The 1,612-nt window shown below is 37.8% G+C and carries 1 protein-coding gene; it reads right to left on the reverse strand.

Annotation, left to right across the window (positions count from 1 at the left end):
* Window positions 1-149: 149 nt before the first annotated feature.
* Window positions 150-1,367: an IS110 family transposase gene (locus ACFPA1_RS28640; protein ID WP_213140168.1), complete on the reverse strand. Its 1,218-nt coding sequence runs from the start codon at window positions 1,365-1,367 to the stop codon at window positions 150-152.
* Between the last annotated feature and the right edge of the window lie 245 nt (window positions 1,368-1,612).

The raw sequence follows: 1,612 nt of genomic DNA on the forward strand, positions 1-1,612 counted from the left end.
CATGGGGACGGTTCTTCTTACGATTAGTCAAGGGTTTTTGTGAAGTTTAATTCTAAATGTTTTCATTAGAGGGTTTTTGAGCATAGTTAAGAAGCCTAGCTATTTCCAATTTTTTGCTAGGGGCAGTTTATGATATAATTAATCAAGCATTACTTACCAGCGGCCAACTGGTAATCGTAATGGAGATTGTGTGTAATAAGGTGGAATAGGCATTTCAGTAACTTATTCACACATGCGATGGACGCAACTTTATGACATTTGTTGTAAGGTTGCGTTTTTAATTTGTCGTAATAATCCACAAAATGATTGTTCCCTAAACGGCGGTGGCGGATCATATTTTGAATTGTAAAATAGAGTATCTTACGCAAGTGGCTGTTTCCACGCTTATTGATCGCATCTTTGTAAAAGAACAGGCCAGATTGAAAACGCCGTATGTCAATTCCTGTGTAGGCGTTTAGTTGCTTGTTATTGTCAAACCGTGAAATATCCCCCAACTCACCAATTAAACGAACGGCCGTATTTTCACCTATTCCTGGGACACTTAATAATATTCGATATTCCTTTCGTTCCTTCGAAAGTTCGACCATCAGGTCGATTAATTCCTTTTGTTTTCTTAATAACGCTAAATACCGATTTGCATAGTCTTTTAGCTGCTCACACTGTATATCATTCATATCCACTGCAGGATAGGAGTCCTGTGCTGCTTCTAATAACTGTATAGCTTTTTTCTCAGCTGCCTTTGGGGCTAATCTTTTGTCTGTATTAGCTATTATCCTATTACGTACAACAGTTTTTGATAGATGCTTAACAGAATCCGGATGTGGAAATAGCTGTACGATGTTTAAAAATAACTCGGATTTTTGTGTAAAGAGTTTTTCCAGTTCCGGAAATGTCAACTGCAATAATGAATGCATTCGACCTCGGACCAAAGTCCGTTCATCATCCAATTCTTCATAGTATCGAGAAAGTGCCCTCATTTGATTGTAATAATTTTCTTGTCTTTTTTTCGTGCGTCTTTCATTTGTAAAGTGAGTTTGAGCTAAACGATGTGCATCACTTTTATCTGTCTTATGTATGCGCATCGAGGCCGTTTGAAGCTTGGATTCGAGTGGATTTAATAGGGAATAGGAAAAACCGTAATCATTCATAAAGCGCTCTAATTGTCTTGAGTATACCCCGGTAGCTTCAAATACAATGTCCGGTGCTTGTCCATCTTTTCGAATTAATTCAACAATTAATTTATTTAGCTGTTCAAAATGTGGCCTATTATGAATGATTTCACCTTCAAAAATACAAGTGCGTGCAGCGTTATAAATAACCATGTAACTTTTACCCATACTGACATCAAAAGCAATTACACTCGGCATAATACCCCTCCTTAATTTTTATGTAGAAGTCTTCACATCACCTTATCGATTCCCTTTTCTTATACACGATCTCGAGGATCCAACATACTGAAACTGATTCTATAAGGGCAGTGAAGTAGCCCAGTTTGTGACATCGAACTCGAGGTTCCGGAACCGTCCTCGGGCTATTCTTCACTTCTACTATAAAAAAATAGTAGCACAAACCATGGCCTTGGTTTGTGCTACTAATCTTAGTATGTTTGTGC

The sequence above is a fragment of the Neobacillus sp. GCM10023253 genome (assembly GCF_042653105.1).
GTDB lineage: Bacteria > Bacillota > Bacilli > Bacillales > Cytobacillaceae > Neobacillus > Neobacillus citreus.